The sequence below is a fragment of the Centipeda flueggei ATCC 43531 genome (genome assembly GCF_000160695.1).
Lineage (GTDB): Bacteria > Bacillota > Negativicutes > Selenomonadales > Selenomonadaceae > Centipeda > Centipeda flueggei.
This window is the reverse complement of sequence record NZ_GG694008.1, coordinates 133,703-155,528: the sequence shown is the minus strand read 5'-3', so window position 1 is coordinate 155,528 and position 21,826 is coordinate 133,703. Positions and strand designations below refer to the sequence as shown.

The window sequence follows — 21,826 nt, the reverse complement described above, 5'->3', positions numbered from 1 at the left end:
GGTTCTCTGACCGTATCAGTGAATGAACCCTGCTGCCGCTATGCGGGGCAGGGCTTTATTTTGAGGAGGAGAGATCGCCGTGCATTTACTGGGCGCAGAGCCTTTTTTTCTGCCGGGCGGACGGCATGGTGTCCTCCTCATTCATGGATTTACGGGGCTTCCTGCTGAGCTGCGTCTCATGGGAGAGTACCTTCATGCACGCGGCTTTACGGTGCTCGCCATACGCCTCGCGGGACACGGAACGACGGCGGAGGATCTCAGCCGCACGGATCATGAGGACTGGATGGACTCCGTGCGCGACGGCTATGCGATTCTGCGCGGTGCGTGTGACGACATCGCCGTCGTGGGACACTCGATGGGGGCGATCTTTGCTCTTCTGCTCTCAGTCGAGGCGGAGGTCACGTGTGTCGTGAGCCTCGGCGCACCGCTCATTATCGCACAGGAGCAGGGGATCGAGCACCTGCCGACGCGCGCGGCGAGCGTCGGACGCTATGTGCCGAAGGCGCGCCGCAAACTGGAGAACGTTCCGCAGGGGGCGAACAACACTTATCGGCGCATGCCGCTCGTCTCTGTCCATGAGATGATGGATGTGATTGCCGCCGCCCGAAGCGAGCTGGGCAAGGTATGTGCGCCGCTCCTGATCGTCCATGGATCGCGTGACCATACGGCGGACCCGAAGAGTGCGGAGGAGCTGCGTGCACATGTGGCAAGCGCGGACTGCGAGACCGTGATTCTCCCTGACGCAGGGCATCTGCTCCCACTCGACGAGGGGATCAGGGAGCGCGTATTTGAGCGCACGGCAGATTTTTTGGAGAAGGCTGTGCAGGGAAGAAGATCGTAGAAACGAAAAAAGAGGAAAATATGGAACAGGAACAACTGGATACGCTCAAGGAGAGGATCTATGCCTTTATGCGGGAGGACGCCTATCGCCCGCTGCCTGAGGCGGAGCTGCGTACGGGGCTGGGGCTCCCGGAGAGCGAAGGGAAGGAGCTCTCCGCTGCCCTTGCGGCGCTTGAGACCGATGGTGCGGTCATCCGCAACCGCAGCGGCCTTTACGGCCTGCCGAGCCGCATGAATCTCGTGGTGGGGCGGCTCTCCATGTCGCCGAAGGGGTTCGGCTTTATCATCCCCGACGTGCGTGAGACGGAGGAGGAGACGGATGTCTTTGTCCCCGGCAGCGCGATGGGGACGGCGATGCACGGCGACCGCGTGGTCGCACGCGTCACGCCGTCCGAGCAGCCGGGACGCGCGCGCGAGGGGGAGATCATCCGCATCCTCGAGCGCGTCAATACGCATATCGTCGGCACATTCGAGCGCAGCAAGGCGTTCGGGTTCGTCACGCCCGACAGCACGAAGATCGGGCGCGATGTCTTTGTGCTGAAAAAGGACTTCGGCGGGGCAAAGACGGGCAGCAAGGTCGTGGTCGAGATCACGAAGTGGCCGGAGCAGCGAAGAAGCGCCGAAGGGCGCGTCGTCGAGGTGCTCGGCAAGACGGGCGACCCCGGCGTGGACGTACTCGCCGTCATGCGCGCCTACGATCTCGATGAGAAGTTCCCGCCCGATGTTGCAGAGGCGGCGGCGCGCTGCCCGAAGGATCCGCTTCCCGAGGAGTATGCAGGGCGGCGTGATCGGCGTGATTTCCCCATCGTCACGATTGACGGCGAGGATACGAAGGACATTGACGACGGTGTCTACGCCTATGAGAAGGACGGCGTTTTCTTTCTCGGTGTCTATATCGCCGATGTCAGCCACTACGTCCGGGCGGGCGAGCCGCTTGATCGTGAGGCGGCTCGGCGCGGGACGAGCGTCTATCTCGTCGACCGCGTGATTCCGATGCTCCCGAAGGAGCTGTCGAACGGGATCTGCAGCCTGAACGAGGGCGTGGATCGTCTCTCGATGGCGTGCGAGATGGAGATCGGCATGGACGGCGAGGTCAGGAACTATGAGATCGTGCCGTGCGTGATCCATGTTGCGCGCCGCCTTACCTATACGCTTGTCAATAAGGTGCTCGCCGGTGAGGAACCGTTTGTCTCGGACAACGGCGACATCCGCCCAATGCTCGAGACACTGCGCCGTCTGCGCGAGGTACTGCGTGCCAAGCGCCATCGGCGCGGCTCGATTGACTTTGAGCTGCCCGAGGTCAAGGTAAAGCTCGATGCCGATGGACATCCCGTCGCGCTCGAAAAACGTACGGGTTCGATCGGCGAGTCCATCATTGAGGAGTGCATGCTCGCGGCAAATGAGACCGTGGCGCGTCACATGGAGCTGAAGGAAGAGCCGTTCGTCTACCGCGTGCATGAGACGCCCGCCGCCGAGAAGATAGAGCGCCTGCAGAGTCTTCTCGCCGCACTCGGTCTGCGCCTCCATGTCGATGAGGACGGCAAGGTGCGCCCCTCCGACATCCAGCAGGTGCTCGACCGCGTTAAGGGACAGCCTGAGGAGCGCATCATTGGGGCGGTTGCCCTGCGGTCGATGCAGCAGGCGCGCTATTCGACGGCGAGCCTTGGGCACTTTGGCCTTGCGGCGCGCTACTATACGCATTTCACCTCGCCGATCCGACGTTACCCTGACCTCCTGGTGCATCGCCTCCTGCGCGAGACGTTTGCCACGGGGCATATTGCGGCGGAGAAACGCGAGCGTCTGCGTGCGCTCCTCCCCGAGGCAGCGGAACACTCCTCGGCGCGTGAACGCATCGCCATCGAGGCGGAGCGCGAGACGACCGATATGAAAAAAATCGAGTACATGGCGCAGTTTGTGGGCGAGACCTACGAGGGCGTCATCAGCGGTGTGACGGCGTTCGGCATCTTCGTCGAGCTGGAGAACGGCGTCGAGGGACTGGTCCACGTCTCGACCATGGTCAACGACTACTACAGCTATATTGAGGATCAGTATGCGATGGTGGGAGAGCGTACGGGCACGCGTTACCGCCTCGGTGATACAGTGACCATCATCATCACGCGCGCTGATGTACAGGCGCGAACGCTCGACTTCGTGCTGAAGGACAATGGTGTCTATGAACCGGGGGCGGCTGCTCCCGCCAAGAAGAATACTTCACCGAGGCCTGTGAAGGAATCGGCGGGGGCAGAGCAGCAACACTCTTCCCGTCGAAAAAAGAACGAACGCCGCCCTGGACCGACATCCACTGCGGCAGGCGCGGGATATGGTGAGCGCCGCAAAAAGACACGAGGGGCCCATGGCTCAAGCGGCAGCCGCGCCCAGAAGGGGGATCGCGCCGCCCATGCAGCGGCGGAGAGTGTGCCGCGCAAGGGCCGTATGGATGGAAAACCGGCATCGCAGCGCAGTGAACGTGATACAAGGCGTCATACTGACCGACTGCAGCGCGGCGAGCGCAGTGACAGCCGCCGTGATGATGAACGCAGCGGGCGTGACTACCACCGCGTTAAGGTGACAGGGCTCAACAGCGCGGTCTGGCCCGATCCTCCGGGCTACCGCAGCCGGAGTGAGGAGACGGAGCGGACGGAGAAGCCGCGCCGCGCCCCGCGCCCGTCACGCCGTATGAACCGCAGGACGGAGGGCGGCACGCGCAACGCCGAATGAGGAACATCAATGGGAAAGAAAAACGAAGGCGTCAAGACCGCCTGTGAAAACCGCAAGGCGCGGCATGACTACTTCATCCACGAGACCTATGAGGCGGGGATGGAGCTGGTCGGTACGGAGGTCAAATCCCTGCGCGCCGGCAAGGCAAATCTGCGCGACAGTTACGCCTACATCAAGAACGGGGAAGTGTTCCTCGATCACATGCATATCAGCCCCTACGATCAGGGCAATCAGTTCAATCACGACCCGCTGCGCGTACGCCGTTTACTCATGCACAAGGCAGAGATTCTGAAACTCTTCGGCAAAACGCGGGAAAAGGGGATGACGCTCATCCCCCTGAAGGTCTATTTTAAGCGCGGAAAAGCAAAGCTTGAGCTGGCACTTGCGAGCGGCAAGCACAACTACGATAAGCGCCAGTCGCTGAAGGAAAAAGCGGCGAAGCGTGATGTGGAGCAGGCGCTCAAGGCACGTCAGCGCGGGTAGAATGATTCAATCGGAGGATATATGCAGGAAAAGTCAGCATCGCCCGCACTTCGACGCGGACTGAAGAACCGGCATTTACAGATGATTGCTCTCGGCGGGGCAATCGGGACCGGGCTGTTCTACGGCTCGGTCTCGACGATTGCCCTCGCGGGACCTGCCGTCATGCTCGCCTATCTGCTTGGCGGCATCATGATTTTTTTCATCATGCGGATGCTCGGCGAGATGGCGGTGGATGAGCCGGTCTCGGGCTCCTTCAGTCACTATGCGGGAAAGTACTGGGGCGACTTTCCAGGGTTTCTTTCCGGCTGGAACTATTGGTTCAACTACATCATTGTCTCGATGGCGGAACTGGCGGCGGTCGGCATCTACATGAATTTTTGGCTGCCCGATCTGCCGCAGTGGCTTTCTGCGCTCGTCTGTCTCACGGTCATCACCATCCTCAATCTCACGAATGTGCGTGCCTATGGGGAGATGGAGTTCTGGATGGCACTTGTCAAAATCACGGCGATTGTGCTCATGATTGGGCTCGGCGGCTGGCTGCTCGTGACGGGGGCACCGTTCCCCGAGAACGTCAGCAACCTCTGGGCGCACGGAGGCTTCCTGCCGAACGGCTGGTGGGGCTTCCTCCTTGCAACGGCGGTCGTCATGTTCTCGTTCGGCGGCATCGAGCTCATTGGCATCACGGCGGGGGAGGCGGAGGATCCCGACCGCACCATCCCGCAGGCGATCAACCAGGTGATCTGGCGTATCCTCATCTTCTACGTCGGTACCATGGCGATCCTCATGGCACTCTGGCCGTGGAACGAGGTCGGCGCGGATGCGAGCCCCTTCGTCCAGATTTTCCGCAACGTCGGCATCCCTGCGGCGGCGCATATCCTGAACTTCGTCGTGCTCACGGCGGCGGTCTCGGTCTACAACTCCGCGATCTACAGCAACAGTCGCATGCTCTACGGTCTCGCGCAGCGCGGCGATGCACCGCAGGCACTCTGCCGTCTCTCGCACCGCGGGGTGCCCGTGCGCGGCATTCTCATCTCCTCGGGGATGACGCTCATTGTCGTCTTTCTCAATTACTTTTTCCCGGGCGATGCATTTCTCTATCTGATCGCGATCGCAACCTGCGCGGCTGTCATCAGCTGGACGACCATCGTCGTTACGCATCTGAAGTTTCGTGAGCAATGTGCACGTGAGGGAAAGCCGATCAAATTCCGCACGCCGTTCTATCCGTGGATCAACTACCTCTGCCTCATCTTCCTCGCGGGGGTTGTCATCATGATGGCACAGATCCCCGGGATGCAGATTGCCGTGCCGATCCTGCCTATATGGCTGATCGTGCTCTGGCTCGGCTATCGCTCGAAGCGCGGGAAAAACTGACGGAACATATATGCAAAGGGATGTTGCCTTCGGGGACGCATCTTTTTGCATAGAGCAATAAAATCTGTCTATTAGACAGAAATAATAATCTGTGGTAGAATATGATCTAAATTTTTGAAAGGAAAGGAGGAGACGGATGATCTGCAAAGAATGCGGCGCGAAGATCGAGAATCTGACACGCATTTGTCCGCACTGCGGAGGGCGCGCCCTCGTCGATGACGAGCTTGAGACATGGAGTTTTCTCGCCGATACGGCGGCCCGAAAACGCCATGAGATGCCGGCAGCGATCGCGCCGAATGAACCAACTGTGCCGCCGGCAGATACGGCGGAACAGCTGGCAGAACTCGAACGCCTGCGGGACTATTTTGTGAAGTACAGTAATCTCTATCAGGTTGTCGACGACCTGCGCAGCATTGAGTGCGGGGTGTCGCACCCATCCTTTCCGTTCTGGCTGCTCGTCGGCGGACTTGCCGCTGCACTTGTCTATTTCCCTCTCTCTCCTTTTTTGCCGCATTTCGTCTGGACATATTACTTTGTCCTGTGGGCGGCGGTCAGCGCGATTGGCTACCTGCGTGCAGGCCGGCGATACGAGCATCGTGCGGCGGAGTATGCCATGCTGTGCCGACAGGCGGAGAATGATCTGCACGAGATGTATAACTGTTGTGAGAATTGCTTTCTCCCGCTTGCATGGACGCCGCCGCCGCGCATTAACCGCATGATTGCGGCACTGCGGATGGGTGAGGTTCGCTCGATTCAGGAGTATATGGTACGGGAGGCGTCGTAACGATGGCAGAAATTCGCATTAAACGGGTTTATGAAACACCGACAGAAAACGATGGATTCCGCGTTCTTGTGGATCGTCTCTGGCCGCGCGGCATCTCGAAGGAGCATGCCGCCCTTGCGGACTGGTGGAAGGATATCGCACCGAGCCCCGAACTGCGCAAGTGGTTTGGACACAAGGCGGAAAACTTTGCGGAGTTTACCGAAAAGTATCGGACGGAACTCTCGACAGGCAGTGCCGCACCTGCGCACATGAAAACGGCCGCTGAGCACCTTGCAAAAGGGGAGAACGTCACACTTCTCTACGGAGCGAAGGATCCGAAGCTCAATCAGGCAGTTGTTCTGCGCGACTGGATGAACGGAATGATGGATAAGTGATACATTGTCACTTTTGATATAGTGATATCACCTATGTGACGATGTTTGATCAATCATCGGGAAAAGACTGTGATTATTTCAAATCACGGTCTTTTTTTCTTGCGATAAAGAATAAAACACGCTATATTCTATCTATAACAGAAACATATGAGCCAGTTCGTCACATATGTGAAAACTGATAGGAAAGGGGGATGATGATGCAGGCCGTTGATAAACGGATCCTTATCAAGGCGGCAAATCTATACTATACAGAAGGCTTGAAGCAGAGCGAGATTGCACAGCGGCTTGGCGTTGACCGCACGACGGTCAGTAAGTACCTGCGGCGTGCGCTTGTGTCGGGGATCGTTCGCATCACCGTTGAGATGGACAGCAACGAGGAACTCGAAAGTGCCTTGGAGCGCCGTTTCGGCCTGCGTGAGGCGTGCGTCGTCGCACACAGCATTGACCTCGAGCAGGTCAAGAAACGCATGGGACAGGCGGGGCTCAGCCTGCTGCGCCGAATTGCGGCCGATGGACAGACCATCGGTCTGGCGTGGGGGACGAGCATCCGCGAGCTGACGCGCTGCGCGGCCGAGGAGCAAATTCGTGCGGTGCGTGCGGATTTTGTTCCGCTTGATGGAGGGCCTGAGAGCCTCGACAGCGAACTTCATGTGAATACGCTCTGCTATGAACTCGCAAACGCCTTTGGCGGGCGCAGTCATTATATCTATGCCCCTGCTATTGCGCGCACGGGCGAGATCGCAGAGGCGATTCGACAGGATATCAATTTCGAGCAGATTTCAAAGCTCTGGGAAAAGCTCGATATTGGGATTGTCGGCATCGGCGCCCCCGTCAAATCCTCCAACTTGGTTTGGATGGGGAGCTTTGGTCGAGAGGGAATCGAGAGCCTCTTGCGCAGCGGTGCTGTGGGGGAGATCTGTTCCGTGTTTTACGATGCGGACGGCCGCCCCGTGACGAACGAGTTCCATGACCGCATCATCGCGGTACAGCTTGAGCGCCTCCGCAGCCTGCCGTACTGCATCGGCATGGCGGCATCGCGTGAGAAGGTGCCTGCCATTCTCGGCGCACTGCGCGGCCGCTATATCAATGTTCTCATCACGGATGAGGAGACAGCAAAGATTTTACTCAATGAATAATTCGGGGGTGAGAACAATGTTTTGGCTGATCGTTATCGCGGTGAGTATGTGGGTCCTTCAGCTCGTGCTGAGTATCCTCCAGTTTCGTCGCTTTGCCGCACATGTGCGTGAACTGCGCCATGAGGGGCGCGTCGCCATCGGCAAGGCAAAGGGGCGTTTTGCCGCAGGGGCGATTGTGCTCTTTGTGATCGATGGGGACTGCAATATCCTGCGTGGGGAGATCATGAAGGGCGTCACCGTCTTCGCGGGGTTCCGACCATTTGACGACTTCAACGGGGTGAATCTCCTCGATCTCGATGAGGAGCATGTCGCCCGCTATGATCGCCAAACGCGCCGCGCCGTGCTTGGCGCGCGTGAGGAATATATGATCTATCAGGAGCAGGGCACGGCATTCGCCGGTTCAGCATAAGACTAATTTTTTCCATGTGAAAGGAGACAAACGCATGGACACACTCATTCTTTTCGCACAGGGATTCATCGGGATGTTCAACAAGGGCGGTGAGACACTCATCAGCTGGGTGACGGGCATTATCCCGACGCTGCTTTGCCTGCTCGTCGCGATGAACGCAATCGTTCTCTTCGTCGGAAATGAGCGCGTGGAGCGATTTGCACATTTCTGTGCAGGCAATCCATTTTCCCGCTATGTCATTCTTCCGTTTATCGGGGTGTTCTTCCTCTGCAACCCGATGGCACTCTCGCTGGGAAAATTCCTCCCGGAATTTTACAAGCCCTCGTATTATGCAGCATCGTCTTCGGCATGCCATACGATGAACGGTATGTTCCCGCATGTCAATCCCGGTGAGATGTTCGTGTTCCTCGGCGTTGCCAACGGCATTACGACGCTCGGACTGCCCTATACGGATCTTGCCGTCCGCTATCTGCTCGTCGGTCTCGTGGTCAACTTCCTGCGCGGCTGGCTGACGGACTTCACGACGGCGTATGTGCAGCGTCAGCAGGGCGTTGAGCTCAGCAAAGAGCCCACTGTGATGAAGTAAGGAAGAAGGGAGCAATACCATGGCAGAGTATAAAAGTGTTGTCGTCTCAGCAGGTTCGGGCGGCTTTGGCGGCCCGCTCACGCTGACGCCGGACGAGAAGAGAAATAAAATCGTCAATATCACGGGCGGGGTCATCTCGGATGTTGCCCTTCGTCTCGGCGAAATGACGGGCGCAGAGGTTGTGGATGGCTTCAAGACCAGTGTTCCGGAGGAGGAAATCCTCGCCGTGGTCATTGACTGCGGCGGCACGCTGCGCTGCGGCATCTACCCGCAGAAGCGCATCTTTACGGTGAACGTTAAGCAGACGGGACCCTCTGGTCCGCTTGCCCAGTACATCAAGGAGGATATCTACGTCTCGGCGGTCAAGCCGAACAATATCGCATTCAGCGACGGCTCGGCAGCGCCTGCTGCGCCGGCTGCATCCGATGCAGCTGCGGCGGCACCCGCTCCGAAGTACGATACGACGAAGAAAATCACGGAGCAGTCCGGCGGCCTTATGGCAAAGATCGGGCAGATGATGGGCGGCATCGTCGCTACGTTCTATCAGGCGGGACGCGAGTCCGTCAATACCATGATTACGACGATCCTTCCATTCATGGCTTTTGTCTCCATGCTGATTGGCGTTATCCTCGGTTCGGGATTTGGCGACTTCGTGGCGCATTTTATCTCGCCGCTTGCATCCTCTCCGATTGGACTGGTTATCTTAGCTCTTATCTGCTCGTTTCCGCTTCTTTCTCCGTTTCTTGGGCCGGGGGCAGTCATCGCACAGGTGGTCGGTGTGCTGATTGGTGTGGAGATCGGGCTTGGGCACATCCCGCCGAATCTTGCTCTCCCTGCTGTGTTTGCGATCAACGTGCAGTGCGCCTGCGACTTTATTCCGGTCGGCCTCGGTCTTGCCGAGGCAGATGCCAAGACGGTGGAGATCGGTGTGCCCGCTGTCCTTTACTCTCGCTTCATGACAGGCCCGCTCGCCGTTATCATTGCGTGGATCGCCAGTGCGGGGCTGTATGAGAACTGAGATATTTTGCTTTCTTTCGTAAGGGAAAAGGAGAATACGATATGAGTTGGTTGAATCTCGAGGGAAAGACGGCGATTGTTACGGGCGGCGCGTCGGGGATCGGCAAGGCGGTCGCCGAGGAGTTTTTGGCGCAGGGTGCGAATGTTGTCGTCTGCGATATGAACCCGCAGGCACCTGCCTTTGATGAGAAGAATGGAAAGGTGCTTTACGTCGTTACTGATGTGACGAAGCGTGCCAGTGTTGCAGCGATGGTTGCTGCGGCGAAGGAGAAGTTTGGACATATCGATATCCTCGTCAACAATGCAGGCATCAATATTCCGCGCCTCCTGGTTGATCCGAAGGATCCGCACGGTAAGTATGAACTGGACGATGCTGTCTTTGATAAGGTAACGGCAGTTAACTTCAAGGGCGTCTATCTCTGTGCACAGGAAGTTGGGCGAGAGCTCGCCGCACAGGGACACGGCGTTATCATCAACATGAGCTCGGAGAGCGGCATCGAGGGCTCTGAGGGGCAGAGCATCTATGCGGCAACGAAGAATGCGGTCAATTCCTTTACGCGTTCGTGGGCGAAGGAGTTCGGCAAGCTGGGCGTGCGCGTTGTTGCCGTTGCGCCCGGTATCCTTGAGGCGACGGGGCTGCGTACTCTGGCCTATGAGGAGGCTCTCGCCTACACGCGCGGCATCACCGTCGATGACCTGCGCAAGGGATATGCGAGTACCAAGACCACGCCTCTTGGGCGCAGCGGCAAGCTCTCCGAGGTCGCCGACCTCGTCGCCTATCTCGCCTCCGACCGCGCATCCTATATCCACGGCGTCACATATAATGTGGCGGGAGGAAAGACGCGGGGCTGACAAGAAAACAGCACGTGACAAAACGCCGCCAACGGGCTCTATGCTTCGTTGGCGGCGTTTTCATATATGTATGTTTGTTCATCGCTCTGCCGATGTGATGCGTGAGGAGAGCACGACCATGAATATGGCGAGGGCTGCGATGCCCACGGCGAGTCCAATATAGCCGTTTTCGGTCAGTCCGTCGGTGATGTAGCCGATGAGGGAGCAGGAAGCGACGACGGCAACGTAGGGCAGCTGGGTCGATACGTGGTCGAGATGGTGACACTGTGCCCCTGCCGAGGCGAGGATGGTGGTGTCGGAGATGGGTGAGGCGTGGTCGCCGCAGACCGCGCCCGAGAGGATAGCGGCGACAGAGACGACGAGAATGTCGGGCGCCGTCTGTCCGAGGACGGCGATGGCGATTGGGATGAGGATGCCGAATGTGCCCCAGCTCGTGCCCGTCGCAAAGGCAAGCCCTGCTGCAACGAGGAAGAAGAGCGGCGGCAGGAACATGACAACGCCCGCATTGGCGGCGACAATCGTGCCGACGAAGCCGCCGAGGTTAAGGTACTCCTTGCTGCAGATCCCCGAGAGCGTCCATGCAAGGCAGAGGATGAAGATGGCAGGGGTCATTGCCTTGAATCCCCAGCCGAAGCTGTCGCAGAACACGTTGAACGAGACGACGCGGCGCGGCAGGTAGAGCAGCCCCGTAAAGACGAAGGCGATGAACGACCCAAGCACGAGGGATTTTGACGAGTCGCAGTCGGCGAACGACTGTGCAATGCTCTTGCCCTCGTGAATGCCGCCCGTATACAGCATCCCGTAAATGCAGGCGGCGATGAGGACGAGCAGGGGGAGCACAAGATCGATCATTTTGCCGCGTCCCTCGCTCGCTGCACTTGCCGATGCCTCCGCCGTGTCCTGATACTCCTTCGGAATCTCGAACTCCACATTGGACTTCTCGACACTCCTGCGCATCGCTCCGAAGTCACGCCCCGTCCATATAATGTAGAGCATGAAGAGAATTGTCAGCCATGCGTAGAGGTTGAATGGGATCGTCTGCAAAAAGAGCATAAAGCCGTCGATGGGCGAGTCCTCCGGGAGCGATGAGCCGACTGCTGCAGCCCAGCTTGAGACGGGAGCGATGATGCAGATCGGTGCCGCCGTCGCATCAATGATGTAGGCGAGTTTTGTCCGCGCAATCTGGAACTTGTCCGTAACGGGGCGCATGACCGTGCCGACGGTGAGGCAGTTGAAATAGTCATCGATGAAGATGACGATGCCGAGGAGCACCGTGACGAGCGACGCGCTTCGCTTGCCGTGGATCGCCCGTGTCGCCCATTCGCCGTAAGCATTCATCGCACCCGAGCGTGTGATGGCGGCAACGAGAATGCCAAGGATGACGAGAAAGACAAGAATGTTGACGTTGCCGCCCACCTTGTCTGCCATGACCTGAAACATCGTGAGTGTCGCCTGCAGGAAATTCCCTCCTGCAAAGAGCATTGCCCCCGAGAAGATGCCAATGATGAGCGACATATAGACTTCTTTCGTCCAGAGTGCAAGGACGATGGTGATGATTGGCGGCAGAATCGACCATGCGGTTGCTGTCATAAGTTAGATACACTCCCTAAGATAGTATTTAAGAAAGTACGGATAAATTCAGCACCGCCGTCTTATCGCATCTTTTTGCCCGTATTTTGTCAGCAAATCCCGCATAGCTTTGGCTATGCGTCTGGTTTGCCGCCCTAACCGGATGAAATAATCTGCGCCAATCTGACAGACTTTATTTTATCAGCGACTCCTTTACGAAACCGCTTACCATTATAGCAAAAAATCGGAATTTGGCAAAAGGTTCGGATGAAAAATTGCGGGGCTAAATTTCTTTTGCCGGGAGCACATGCATAAATATATTTTGCCAAGGCAGGAATATATATATATGCGGCGAATTAGACAGAATTAGAGAACCGTAACGAAAGTTATTTTTAATGGTAGCGGATGTTGCTGTTTTTGCGCGCGGTTATGGCAGAGGGCGCCTCGTTCTGCGTTAGAATGGCCGGGCGCGGAGAAAGGAGAGAATATTTTGCAGGAACAAGGGCTAAAGAAGGGAAGGGGTATCGGCTTCCAGCTGAACGCGATCACGCTCATCGGGATTGTCGTGATGGTGACGATCCTTGTCTCGTTCGTTGGCTACAGAGCTTATGATGAGCTGCTCAGGATGGGGACGGTGGCGCAGTACAACGAATTGGGCGAGCGTTCAAAGGCGGTCATCAGCCGCTATGAGTCTGTCCAACAGTCGGGAGAGGATGTGCGCCAGCGCATCTATACGTACATGCAGCAGCATCCGCCCGCAGCACGCAGCCGCGAGGCGCTGAACGAGATGCTTGCCGATGCGGCTGCTTCGAATGACAATCTCGCGGGAATTGGTGTTGTGTTTGAGCCGAACGCCTTCGACGGGCAGGATGCGGCGCATGTTGGAGATCCGCTTTCGGATGAGTCCGGGCGTGTGATGCCGTATGCGAACCGTGAGGGGAACGCGATAGAGTTTGAGGGCCGTACGGGCTATGAGACGGAGACGTGGTATCAGAAGCCGAAGTCTACATCGAAGTTGGTTCTCTCGGAGGCGTACTATGACGAAGTGGCCGGGAAAAAAGCACTGCTCGTCTCCATTGGCATGCCGATCATCGTGGACGGGCATTTCGTCGGTGCGCTCTCACTCGACTTTGATGTCAGCCAGCTTCAGGAGGCTCTTGCCAAGGTCAGTACGCCGGACAACATCTATTTGCTGATGGACAACGAGGGCGATCTCGTCGCGCATGGGACGAGCCCGGAGTCGATCATGAAGAACGCCTTCACGATCATGCAGTCTCCGGAGTCGGAGAAGAAGGATGTATTCGCAGAGTCTCCGTACAGCAAGTCGCAGGTCTCACCGAGCACGGGCAAGGACTCCGTCTACATTTTCCACCCTGTTAATTTTGCAGGGGTGGATGCGAAGTGGTCGATCTTCTCCATTACGGACAAGGATAAGTTTACCGGCGCAGCACGCGATATGGTCATTTTCTCCGTTGTGCTGGCGGTGATCTGTACCGTGGTGCTCGTCATTGCACTCGCCATGTTTATCCAGCGCCGCCTCATTGTTCCAATTGGCGTTGTGACGGAGATTTTGACGCGTTTTTCCGATCTCGATTTGGATCGTGAGAAGGGCAAGCATGCCGCGATCTATCTGGAGCGTTCCGATGAGATTGGTGCGATGATTCATTCGCTCTCCCGTATGGCGAACAGTCTGCGTGATATCATCAGCAAGATCAACGGCGCCTCCCAGTCCGTTGCAGCGACGAGTGAGGAGCTGACGGCGACGGCGCAGAACACGGCACACTCTGCCGAGACGGTGCGCAAGGGGATCCATGACATCGCCGAGAGTGCCCGCGTACAGGCCAATGACACGCAGGACGCCGTGAATCATACAGATGAAATTCTTGAACTGCTCGATGACAACCGCAAGGTTATGACGGAGATGAACGCGGCGACGGAGAATATCCAGAAGCGCCAGACCGAGGGCGCGGAGATCCTCGCCGACCTCATGAAGAAATCCGCCGAGACTGCCGATGCTACGCAGGAGGTCTCGCGCGTGGTCGAGGAGACGAATCAGCGTGCCGAGCGCATCGAAGAGGCAAGCGCGATGATTCAATCCATCTCCGAGCAGACGAACCTTCTCGCGCTCAATGCTGCCATTGAGGCAGCTCGTGCGGGTGAGGCGGGGCGCGGATTCGCCGTTGTCGCCGAGGAGATCCGCAAGCTCGCCGAGCAGTCGCGCGGCTTTACGGATGAGATCAGCGGCATCATCGGTGAGCTCAAGACGAAGTCGCAGCAGGCGGTCGATACGATGGAAGTCTCCAAAAAGCTCGTCGAGGAGAGCAACGTCAATCTCGGACGCACACAGCGCCGCTTTGAGATGATTGCCGAGGCGGTCGAAGGCGCGAACAGTGTCGTTACGAAACTGAACGAATCTGCCGAGAAGCTGACGGAGAAGAATAAGGCAATCGCTGCCGTCAGCAACAAGCTCATGGATATGGCGAAAGAAAATGACGTGACGACGGATGAGGCAGAAGCCGCCGTCGACACGCAGACGCAGGCACTTGCGGATATTGCCGAGGCGAGTGAGAGCCTTGCCCAGATCGCAACGGATCTGCAGAACGAGGTCTCGCGCTTCAGCGTCTGATCGTCGGTTACCTGTATATTGACATTGAAAAGCCCTGCCGCAGGATTGCGGCAGGGCTTTTGCATACGTGCGGTTTTACCGCAGCAGGAAGAACAGTGCGGGATAGACGAGGAAGAAGAAGGCGATGCTCGTGGTGAGAAAGCCTGAGATGGTATAGTCCACGTTGAGACGGTAGAGTTTTGCCGCCGTGACGGAGTTGATCGCGCCGGGGGTGACGGAGAAGACGAGAATTGCACCGAGAAGGATGGGATCGCTGACAAAGGGATAGGTGATCGCCATCATAAACACGGGCAGGATGAGGAAGCGCAAGGCGAAGAGGTCGAGGGTGTATGGGGCATAGCGGCGTGCACGGTGCAGGTTGACAAGTGCACCGACGGGCAGCATGCCGAACCATGCGCCGAAGTGGATCAGCCCCTCAAACGCAGTACCGACGGCGGGCGGGCGTTCGATGCCCGCCGCGTTAAGCATGAGCCCCGCGGCCATACCGAGGATGCTGAGCTGGTTCCACGAGAGGAAGATATCGAGAAAGCGCATGTGGATCTTGCCGCCGTGTCCGTGATTTTTGTGCTGCAGATAGTAGTACTGCGCCATTGGAAATACGGCGAGCACGAGCATAAGTGTCTGAAAGATGCCCATGATCTGCGCGTAGGCAAAGCCCTGCTCGCCGTAGAGGATGTAGGCGCAGACACCGCCGAGGGTGGTAATGTTGGACATCATCGCATTCGCGAGGTATGCGCCGCGGTCGAGGGGATTATGATATTTACGGATGAAGAATGCCCAGCCGACAAGCCCCGGAACAAGGACGATGAGGATGCCGTAGACCGGGATGAGGGCAAGATCCCACGAGATCGGCAGTGTCCAGCAGCTCATGAGGGCGAGCACGGTGTAGATGATGATGACGTTCAGGCGCAGGATACGGCTGATGAGTGCGTCGGAGATCTTCCCGTGCCGATAGAGGAGATAGCCGACGATGAGCGGCGCGAGGAGGTCGGTGAAGAGGTAGATGATGCGGAAATCGGAATTGTCCATGGGAAAACTTCTTTCTATCGCAATGATTGTTGTGTGCCTTCGTGTGATGTTCCGCGCAAACCATGATTCACATCATCGGAACAGGAAAAAGGTGATGGGGAAGATGACGCAGAGGTAAAGTACGGTGGTCACAAGAAAGACGGCGATGGTGTAGTCAACATTCAGATGGTAAAGGCGGGCAGTGAGGGTGGCGTTGATCGCGGCGGGAACACCTGCGAAGAGGACAAGGGCGTTCTGGATGATCGGATCGCTGATGATGAGCCGCGCCACGATGAAGGTGGCGGCAGGGACGAGGAGGAAGCGCAGGAAGATCATGTCAAGAGTTAGATAGATGAAGCGGCGTGCACGATGAAAATTGATGAGGGAGCCGATCGGCAGCATTGCGATCCATGCAGAAACATGGATGATATAGGAAAATGCCTCCGCAAGGATGGGCGGACGTGCGGCCCCGCCTGCGTTGAGAGCGAGACCTGCTGCCATGCCGAGAATACTGAGTTGGTTCCACGAGATGAGGAGTCTCAGAAATCCGTGTGCGTTGAGGCGTGCACTGCGTCCATGGTTTTTCTGCAGCAGATAGTAGTACTGAGCAATGGGGAAAGCAAGGAGAACGAGCACGAGATTCTGGCATGCGCCGCCGATCTGTGCGTAGGCGAAGCCGCGTTCACCATAGATAATGTAGGCGCAGACGCCGCCTAAGGTGCCAATGTTTGAGAGTAATGCGGAGATCAGATGCGTACCGCGGTCGATGGGGCTGTGAAACCGCCGGCCGAGGAAACGCCAGCTGACAAAACCGGGAAAGAGGATGATGAACGCGAAGAACAAGGGCAGGATAAGAACATCGCGCGTCAGCGGCAGGGCCCAGAAGCTGAACAGCGAGAGCAGGGTGAAGAATACGACGATATTGATGCGGATGAGGCGGTTGATCACCGTGTCGGAGAGCAGCTGCCGCTGATAGAGCACATAGCCGACGATGAGCGGCAGGATCAGATCGGTGACGAGAAAAATCAGACGGGACATCACTTCGTCCATGGGAACACCAGACTTTCATGCTATGGGTGGGAGCGGATACATCGTGCCGTTCTATGATTTTTTATCCTAGCACAAGTACAGATCGATGTAAACTTTGTGAAACGTTCTCAAAATTTTGAGAGACAAAAAGGAAATGTAAAAAAGGCGGCGAATTACAATTATATACAATGTTTTTAAATGACTTTTCGGCATTGCTGTGCCGAAGGGGAATACATGGTGCATCTCATAAGGAGGGGACGTTACATGACGGTAACAGACAGCGGATTTGGTGCGTATGATGTGCGCGGTGTCTATCCGGATCAGGTCAATGAGCAGCTCGCCTATCGTATCGGGCGCAGTTTTCCGACGCTTTTTCACGCGGAAACGGTCGCTGTCGGACACGATATACGTCTGTCGGGGCCGGCGCTGCGCGATGCACTTGTGAAGGGGCTGACGGAAGCCGGCTGCAACGTCGTGGACATCGGTCAGTGCGGTACGGAGATGATCTACTTCACGACGGCACATCTGGGACTTGACGGCGGCATCATGATTACGGCGAGCCACAATCCAAAGCAGTACAACGGGATGAAGTTCGTCCGCGCGGAGTCGCGCCCAATCTCCAGCGATACGGGGCTCAAGGATATCGCGGCGATGGCGGTCGGAGAGACCTATCCTGCGCCCGCACGTTCGGCGGGCCACGTTGAAAAAAAGGATATTCTGGATGAATATGTGAAGCATATTCTCTCCTATGTTGACGTGAGCAAACTGAAGCCCTATAAGATCGTCGTCAACACGGGCAATGGAGCGGCGGGCCCCATCATCAACGCCATGGAGAAGTTCCTGCCGTTCGAGCTGGTCAAAGTTTACAATGAGCCGGACGGCAACTTTCCAAACGGTGTGCCGAACCCTATTCTGCAGGAGAACCGTGAGGCGACGGCAAAGGTCGTGCGCGAGACAGGCGCAGACTTTGGTGTGGCGTGGGACGGTGACTTTGACCGCTGTTTCCTCTTTGATGAAAAGGGCGGCTTCATCGAGGGATACTACATGGTCGGCTTCCTCGCTGAGGCATTTTTGAAAAAGAACAAGGGTGCGAGCATCATCTACGATCCGCGTCTGACATGGAATACGCTTGAAATCGCGGAGCAGCTGGGCGGCAAGGCAGTCATGTGCAAGAGCGGTCACGCATTCATCAAGGACAAGATGCGCGCGGTCAATGCAATTTATGGCGGCGAGATGAGTGCACACCACTACTTCCGTGAGTTCTCCTACTGCGACAGCGGACAGATTCCGTGGCTGCTCGTTGCAGAGCTGATGAGTGCGGCGGGCGGCAAGACGCTGTCGGCGCTCATGCAGGCACGCATGGATCGCTATCCGACCTCGGGGGAGATCAACAGCAAGGTTGCCGATGCCAAGGCGGTCATGGATCGCATCGAGGCAAAGTACGGTGCGGGCGGCACGGTGACGAAGGTGGATGGTCTTTCGATCGAGTTCCCGCAGTGGCGGTTCAACCTGCGCATGTCAAACACAGAGCCTGTGATCCGTCTCAATGTTGAGACGCGCCAGGACAAAGCCCTGCTGAAGGAGAAGACGGATGAACTGCTCGCGGAGATCCGCGCGTAAAGAAAGGGGATTTTTGGGATGAGTCTTGTACTGAAGTCGGGGTTTACGTTTGACTATGACAACCTCTACGGCGAGGGGAAAGTGACGGATGCCGATCTTGCCTTCTATGCAGAAGATCTGAAGAAGGCACATGCCGCAATGAAGGTTATGCGCGAGACGGGCTTTATCCGCGCACATCTCTCGAAGGATGGGGAGCCGGAGAAGGTACTGTTCTCGCAGACACCATACATCAAGGAAGGCAATATCAACTCTCCTGCGTCCCTTGCACGGCTGAAAGAGCTTGGAAAGCACGCACAGGAGAATACGGATGTCGTGATTTCCCTTGGCATCGGCGGCTCGTACCTCGGGAACAAGGTGCTGTTTGATGTGCACTGCGGCGAGCTCTGGAATTCGCTCTCGAATGAGCAGCGCGGCAACTATCCGCGGATCTACTTCAGCGGCAACAACATCGATCCGCGCCGCACGGGTGACATCATCAATCACATGAAGGATGTCGCGCAGATCAAGAAAACACATGGCGGACAGCCGCTGCGCATCATGCTCCTCGTCATCTCGAAGTCGGGCGGCACGCTCGATACGATGTCGAACTTCATGGTGATGTATGATGCCTTCACGAAGGCGGACAACATTGAGGTCGAGGTGGTCGCGGTCACCGATCCGAACGAGGAGAAGCCAACTCTGCTGAAGAAACTCGCCATTGAGAAGGGGTGGCAGCAGTTCGCCGTGCCGGATGGCGTAGGCGGACGATTCACTGTCTTTACCGAGGTCGGGCTGACGCTTGCCGCGTGCATTGGCTTTGACATCGAGAGTTTCCTTGCGGGTGCACGCGATATGGACAAGGCGTGTCAGAATGATGATCTCTGGCAGAACCCCGCGATGCTCAATGCGGCACTGAAGTTTGCGGCATCCGAAAAGCACGGCCGCGATATCGAGGTCATGATGCCGTACGGCGACTATCTGAAGTCCGTCTCCGAGTGGTACATTCAGCTGCTTGCCGAGTCGCTCGGCAAGCAGTTCAACAAGGAGGGCAAGGAAGTCTGCTACGGTCGTACCCCTGTCGTTGCGGTCGGCACGACGGATATGCACGCGCAGACGCAGCAGCATCAGCAGGGCAAGCTCAATAAAGTCGTGCAGTTTATCCGCATCGACAAGTGGGCGGATGATCTTGTCATTCCGAACGTATTCCCTGAGGTCAAAAAGCTCGCTGATATTGCGGGGGTAACAATGGGGGAGGCCCTCGAGGTCGCACGTCAGTCAAATGCAGATGCACTCGCCTCAAACAAGCGCTACAGCGCAGTGTTTGGACTGCCGGAACTGACGCCGTATCATCTCGGTGAGCTGCTCTATATGCTCGCGATGTCCATTGCCTACGAGGGGGAACTGGCGGATGTCGATGCATTTGATCAGCCGGGTGTCGAGGCGTACAAACGTATCATGGGGCCGAAGCTGCAGGCTCTCAAGGGCTGAGCGGCTGCTCTGCTGCGCGGCGTGGGAACTGCACGGCAGAATGTATGAATATGCTTCGGGGGGGGGACTGCTGCGGCAGTCCCCTTTTTGCAGGAGGTGCACCGTGCAGCACGAGTGGAAGAAATACTTTAGCGCGGCGTATCGACGGCAGCAGATAGCACTCGGCGGCGGTCTTATCCTTCTCATTTCCGTTTGTGCGATCCTCATGGAGGATCCGGCACCGCCGCCTGCACTGCCTCCTGTCAGCCATGCGGAGACATCCGTGACGGAGGTGCGGGGACTTTCTGCAGCAGCACGCCGCAGTGCGCTGCGTGATCCGTTCACGGCGGCACATGAGACGGAGAGGGCAGTGAATGCCGCACCGCGCGCTGTGACGTCCCGCGAGAGGAATGTGCCGCCGCAGACCGTTCCCGCTGCCCCTCCGGTACAGCTGCAGGAAGTGTCTGCAGAAGCAAAAACCACGCTCGTCCTGCGCGGTGTTGTGACAGGAGCAGACGGTCGGCGCATCGCCATTGTCGCCGCGGGGAAGGACAGCGCGGCACTTGCCGCAGGCGACACATGGCATGGATATACGCTTGACGCACTAACCGACAGAGCAGCAACGCTGCGCACAGCACATGGTGTCGTCACGCTCACAAGGGAGTAATAGGATGAAGCGATGGATCATAACGGCGGCACTCCTAGGTCTGCTGCTCTCTGCTGCGCCGGTTTCTGCTGCGTCCGTGACCGTCGATGTGACGGGCGGCGATGTGCGGTCTGTGCTCCTCGCAGCGGCGCGCATGGGGAATCTGCCGCTTATCGTAGACGATAGTGTCACGGGAACGGTAACGGCACATCTTACGGGGGAAGCGGAGGAGGTGCTGCACCTCATTGCCGCTGCACGCGGGATTCATCTCGAGCGGCACGGAGATGTCTGGCTGGCACTTGGCACGGAAGTACACGACGCTCAGCGGCGCGTGCATACTTATACTGTCCGCTACGCAGACCCCGAGGAACTTGCTCATGCGGCAAATTTATCCTTGACGGGTGAAGGAAAACGAGCGATCGTGTCGAAACCTAATAAGGATATAGGTGAAAGTGGGGACCAAAGTTCTGATGTGCAGCGGCGTGTTCTTGTCGATACCGCGACGAATACACTCCTTTTTTACGGGACGGAATCAGAGGCATTTGCTGTGCGCGAGATCGTCTCTGCGCTTGACACTGCACCGCGTCAGGTGTCGCTCGAGGCGCGTGTCGTTGCCGTATCAAAGCGGGCGGCAAAGGAGCTCGGCGTCGATTGGTCGTGGTCATCTCTGCCGCAGTATCCGAACGTGACGCGTGACTCTGCGGGCAATTGGCACGTCAGTGGCCGCAATGCGGGAACGGCGGGCAGGAGCGCACCGGGAGTCATCCGATTTGGACGAGGTCCTGAAGGGCTGCCGTATGAGTTCTACTACTCGGCGGCAATTCGTGCGCTTATCACGGAGGGAAAGGCGAAGATGCTTGCCCGCCCGAATGTGACGACCGTGCAGGGGCGCGAGGCTCTCATCAACATCGGTGCGGAGGTGCCCGTGCCGGTTGTGACGACGTCCAATAACGTGACGACGACCGGCATCGAGTATCGTGAGGCGGGGATTATCCTGCGCTATACGCCGCGTGTTACGGCAGATGGAAATATTGTCGCACATGTCCACACAGAGGTCAGTACACCTGTATTTGTCGATGATTTGAAGGCATACCGCTTTCAAAAGAGAAGTGCAGACACGACCGTCCGTTTGAAGAATGGAGAAACCATGGTGATCGGCGGGCTCATCGACAGCGATGAGTCGCGTACGCTTGCGAAGATTCCGTTTCTCGGTGATCTGCCGCTCTTGGGGGCATTCTTCCGTACCGTACGAACAAGCAAAAACGAGAGCGAATTGATGATCTTTCTCACAGCACATGTGCTGGATGAGTGA

The 21,826-nt window shown here is 57.4% G+C and carries 19 protein-coding genes; 16 read left to right on the top strand and 3 right to left on the bottom strand.

The genetic code is table 11. The features are described from left to right. The first annotated feature begins 79 nt into the window (after positions 1-79). From HMPREF0908_RS08240 to HMPREF0908_RS08190, 11 genes are all read left to right on the top strand, one after another. Positions 80-841, top strand: a complete 762-nt coding sequence (locus HMPREF0908_RS08240; RefSeq protein ID WP_040572646.1) for an alpha/beta hydrolase — start codon at positions 80-82, stop codon at positions 839-841. Positions 842-861: 20 nt separating this feature from the next. Next, a complete protein-coding gene (gene rnr, locus HMPREF0908_RS08235; protein ID WP_006691029.1) occupies positions 862-3,558 on the top strand; it encodes a ribonuclease R in 2,697 nt (898 codons plus the stop codon). Positions 3,559-3,567: 9 nt separating this feature from the next. Then, a complete protein-coding gene (gene smpB / locus HMPREF0908_RS08230) occupies positions 3,568-4,041 on the top strand; it encodes an SsrA-binding protein SmpB (RefSeq protein WP_006691028.1) in 474 nt (157 codons plus the stop codon). Between the two features lie 21 nt (positions 4,042-4,062). Then, positions 4,063-5,412, top strand: coding sequence for an amino acid permease (locus HMPREF0908_RS08225; RefSeq protein ID WP_006691027.1), 1,350 nt, complete (start codon positions 4,063-4,065; stop codon positions 5,410-5,412). 136 nt (positions 5,413-5,548) lie between these two features. Further along, positions 5,549-6,196: a hypothetical protein gene (locus tag HMPREF0908_RS08220; RefSeq protein WP_006691026.1), complete on the top strand. Its 648-nt coding sequence runs from the start codon at positions 5,549-5,551 to the stop codon at positions 6,194-6,196. Between the two features lie 2 nt (positions 6,197-6,198). Beyond that, positions 6,199-6,570, top strand: coding sequence for a DUF488 domain-containing protein (locus HMPREF0908_RS08215; RefSeq protein WP_006691025.1), 372 nt, complete (start codon positions 6,199-6,201; stop codon positions 6,568-6,570). 197 nt (positions 6,571-6,767) lie between these two features. Beyond that, positions 6,768-7,706, top strand: a complete 939-nt coding sequence (locus tag HMPREF0908_RS08210; RefSeq protein WP_040572690.1) for a sugar-binding transcriptional regulator — start codon at positions 6,768-6,770, stop codon at positions 7,704-7,706. Between the two features lie 16 nt (positions 7,707-7,722). Next, positions 7,723-8,115: a transcriptional regulator GutM gene (locus HMPREF0908_RS08205; RefSeq protein WP_006691023.1), complete on the top strand. Its 393-nt coding sequence runs from the start codon at positions 7,723-7,725 to the stop codon at positions 8,113-8,115. A gap of 34 nt (positions 8,116-8,149) precedes the next feature. Continuing rightward, complete coding sequence (gene srlA, locus HMPREF0908_RS08200; RefSeq protein ID WP_006691022.1) at positions 8,150-8,701, top strand: PTS glucitol/sorbitol transporter subunit IIC; 552 nt, start codon at positions 8,150-8,152, stop codon at positions 8,699-8,701. 19 nt (positions 8,702-8,720) lie between these two features. Next, on the top strand, positions 8,721-9,719 hold the full coding sequence (srlE, locus tag HMPREF0908_RS08195) for a PTS glucitol/sorbitol transporter subunit IIB (RefSeq protein ID WP_006691021.1): 999 nt from the start codon (positions 8,721-8,723) through the stop codon (positions 9,717-9,719). Between the two features lie 41 nt (positions 9,720-9,760). Next, complete coding sequence (locus tag HMPREF0908_RS08190) at positions 9,761-10,570, top strand: SDR family oxidoreductase (protein ID WP_006691020.1); 810 nt, start codon at positions 9,761-9,763, stop codon at positions 10,568-10,570. Between the two features lie 78 nt (positions 10,571-10,648). Here the strand turns inward: HMPREF0908_RS08190 and HMPREF0908_RS08185 are convergent, their stop codons facing one another. Continuing rightward, positions 10,649-12,160 carry a Na+/H+ antiporter NhaC family protein gene (locus HMPREF0908_RS08185; protein WP_006691019.1) on the bottom strand — a complete coding sequence of 504 codons (1,512 nt, stop codon included), beginning with the start codon at positions 12,158-12,160 and terminating at the stop codon, positions 10,649-10,651. Positions 12,161-12,629: 469 nt separating this feature from the next. Here HMPREF0908_RS08185 and HMPREF0908_RS08180 point away from each other — a divergent pair, with 469 nt between their 5' ends. Next, the gene (locus tag HMPREF0908_RS08180) at positions 12,630-14,765 is read left to right on the top strand and encodes a methyl-accepting chemotaxis protein (RefSeq protein WP_006691018.1); all 2,136 of its coding nucleotides are present in this window, start codon (positions 12,630-12,632) and stop codon (positions 14,763-14,765) included. Between the two features lie 75 nt (positions 14,766-14,840). Here HMPREF0908_RS08180 and HMPREF0908_RS08175 read toward each other — a convergent pair whose 3' ends face one another. Both HMPREF0908_RS08175 and HMPREF0908_RS08170 read right to left on the bottom strand, forming a co-directional pair. Beyond that, positions 14,841-15,794, bottom strand: a complete 954-nt coding sequence (locus HMPREF0908_RS08175; RefSeq protein ID WP_006691017.1) for an AEC family transporter — start codon at positions 15,792-15,794, stop codon at positions 14,841-14,843. Between the two features lie 72 nt (positions 15,795-15,866). Further along, positions 15,867-16,823, bottom strand: a complete 957-nt coding sequence (locus tag HMPREF0908_RS08170; RefSeq protein ID WP_006691016.1) for an AEC family transporter — start codon at positions 16,821-16,823, stop codon at positions 15,867-15,869. 243 nt (positions 16,824-17,066) lie between these two features. Here HMPREF0908_RS08170 and HMPREF0908_RS08165 point away from each other — a divergent pair, with 243 nt between their 5' ends. From HMPREF0908_RS08165 to HMPREF0908_RS08150, 4 genes are all read left to right on the top strand, one after another. Continuing rightward, the gene (locus HMPREF0908_RS08165; RefSeq protein WP_040572645.1) at positions 17,067-18,422 is read left to right on the top strand and encodes a phosphohexomutase domain-containing protein; all 1,356 of its coding nucleotides are present in this window, start codon (positions 17,067-17,069) and stop codon (positions 18,420-18,422) included. 18 nt (positions 18,423-18,440) lie between these two features. Next, positions 18,441-19,889, top strand: coding sequence for a glucose-6-phosphate isomerase (locus HMPREF0908_RS08160; RefSeq protein WP_006691013.1), 1,449 nt, complete (start codon positions 18,441-18,443; stop codon positions 19,887-19,889). Positions 19,890-19,992: 103 nt separating this feature from the next. After that, complete coding sequence (locus HMPREF0908_RS10440) at positions 19,993-20,535, top strand: hypothetical protein (protein WP_156778228.1); 543 nt, start codon at positions 19,993-19,995, stop codon at positions 20,533-20,535. Between the two features lie 4 nt (positions 20,536-20,539). Further along, positions 20,540-21,826, top strand: a complete 1,287-nt coding sequence (locus HMPREF0908_RS08150; protein ID WP_006691011.1) for a secretin N-terminal domain-containing protein — start codon at positions 20,540-20,542, stop codon at positions 21,824-21,826.

What these genes read in the sequence shown, in the direction of transcription:
- HMPREF0908_RS08215 (WP_006691025.1), top strand. Translation starts at nt 6,199, where the DNA reads ATGGCAGAAATTCGCATTAAACGGGTTTATGAAACACCGACAGAAAAC.
- HMPREF0908_RS08170 (WP_006691016.1), bottom strand. Translation starts at nt 16,823, where the DNA reads ATGGACGAAGTGATGTCCCGTCTGATTTTTCTCGTCACCGATCTGATC.
- HMPREF0908_RS08160 (WP_006691013.1), top strand. Translation starts at nt 18,441, where the DNA reads ATGAGTCTTGTACTGAAGTCGGGGTTTACGTTTGACTATGACAACCTC.
- smpB (WP_006691028.1), top strand. Translation starts at nt 3,568, where the DNA reads ATGGGAAAGAAAAACGAAGGCGTCAAGACCGCCTGTGAAAACCGCAAG.
- HMPREF0908_RS08220 (WP_006691026.1), top strand. Translation starts at nt 5,549, where the DNA reads ATGATCTGCAAAGAATGCGGCGCGAAGATCGAGAATCTGACACGCATT.
- srlE (WP_006691021.1), top strand. Translation starts at nt 8,721, where the DNA reads ATGGCAGAGTATAAAAGTGTTGTCGTCTCAGCAGGTTCGGGCGGCTTT.
- HMPREF0908_RS08185 (WP_006691019.1), bottom strand. Translation starts at nt 12,160, where the DNA reads ATGACAGCAACCGCATGGTCGATTCTGCCGCCAATCATCACCATCGTC.
- srlA (WP_006691022.1), top strand. Translation starts at nt 8,150, where the DNA reads ATGGACACACTCATTCTTTTCGCACAGGGATTCATCGGGATGTTCAAC.
- HMPREF0908_RS08225 (WP_006691027.1), top strand. Translation starts at nt 4,063, where the DNA reads ATGCAGGAAAAGTCAGCATCGCCCGCACTTCGACGCGGACTGAAGAAC.
- HMPREF0908_RS08165 (WP_040572645.1), top strand. Translation starts at nt 17,067, where the DNA reads ATGACGGTAACAGACAGCGGATTTGGTGCGTATGATGTGCGCGGTGTC.
- HMPREF0908_RS08210 (WP_040572690.1), top strand. Translation starts at nt 6,768, where the DNA reads ATGCAGGCCGTTGATAAACGGATCCTTATCAAGGCGGCAAATCTATAC.
- rnr (WP_006691029.1), top strand. Translation starts at nt 862, where the DNA reads ATGGAACAGGAACAACTGGATACGCTCAAGGAGAGGATCTATGCCTTT.
- HMPREF0908_RS08150 (WP_006691011.1), top strand. Translation starts at nt 20,540, where the DNA reads ATGAAGCGATGGATCATAACGGCGGCACTCCTAGGTCTGCTGCTCTCT.
- HMPREF0908_RS08205 (WP_006691023.1), top strand. Translation starts at nt 7,723, where the DNA reads ATGTTTTGGCTGATCGTTATCGCGGTGAGTATGTGGGTCCTTCAGCTC.
- HMPREF0908_RS08175 (WP_006691017.1), bottom strand. Translation starts at nt 15,794, where the DNA reads ATGGACAATTCCGATTTCCGCATCATCTACCTCTTCACCGACCTCCTC.
- HMPREF0908_RS08190 (WP_006691020.1), top strand. Translation starts at nt 9,761, where the DNA reads ATGAGTTGGTTGAATCTCGAGGGAAAGACGGCGATTGTTACGGGCGGC.